Origin of the sequence: Neoroseomonas rubea, assembly GCF_016106015.1 — a bacterium.
GTDB lineage: Bacteria > Pseudomonadota > Alphaproteobacteria > Acetobacterales > Acetobacteraceae > Neoroseomonas > Neoroseomonas rubea.
Genome location: NZ_JACADQ010000699.1, coordinates 1 through 776, shown reverse-complemented (window position 1 = coordinate 776; position 776 = coordinate 1). Strand labels below are relative to the sequence as shown.

The following is a 776-nucleotide window of genomic DNA, read 5'->3' as shown; positions in this document are numbered from 1 at the left end:
CCGCCCTCCAGCGTGTCGTTGCCGGCGCCGGCCTCCAGCGTATCCGCCCCGGCGGCACCGAACAGGGAATTGGCGATGGCGTTGCCGACGATGCGGTTGGCCAGGCCGTTGCCACTGCCGTTCTGCGCGCCTGCGCCTGTCAGCAGCAGGTTCTCGACCTCGGCGTCGAGGGTGTAGGCCGTGCCGGCCGCCAACAAGACCCGGTCGATGCCGCCGCCAGCCAGTTCGAGGATGGTATCCGGCGCATCGCCGTCGATGATGTAGGTGTCGTTGGCGAGGCCGCCGACCAGGCTGTCGGTGTCAGCTCCGCCATCCAGCGTATCGCCGCCGTCGCCGCCCAGCAGCGTGTCGGCGCCCGCGTCACCGGTCAGCGCGTTGGCGCTGACGTTGCCGGTGATCTGGTTGGCGAGCGCATTGCCGGTGCCGTTCAGCAGCGTCGCACCGGCGAGCACGAGGTGCTCGAGGTTGGCGCCAAGGGTGTAGGCCGTCCCGGCCGAGACGATGACGCGGTCGATGCCCTCGTCCGCCGCTTCGACGATCACATCGTTGGCGCCCTCCACCTGGTAGACATCGTCGCCCAGGCCGCCGAGCAGGCTATCCGTCTCGGTGCCGCCGTCGAGCGTGTCGGCCCCGTCGCCGCCGACCAGCGTGTCGGCCGCGGCACCGCCGGCGAGCGAGTTGGCGAAGCCGTTGCCGACCAGGGTGTTGGCGAGGCCGTTGCCGATGCCGTTCTGCGCCGCACCGGCAGTCAGCACCAGCGTCTCGATGTTGGCGCC

At 70.9% G+C, this 776-nt stretch carries 1 protein-coding gene; it reads right to left on the bottom strand.

What is annotated here, in order from left to right; all coding sequences use genetic code 11:
• Positions 1-776: calcium-binding protein (locus tag HW577_RS25925; RefSeq protein WP_198378945.1), on the bottom strand; the 776-nt coding region annotated here is incomplete at both ends.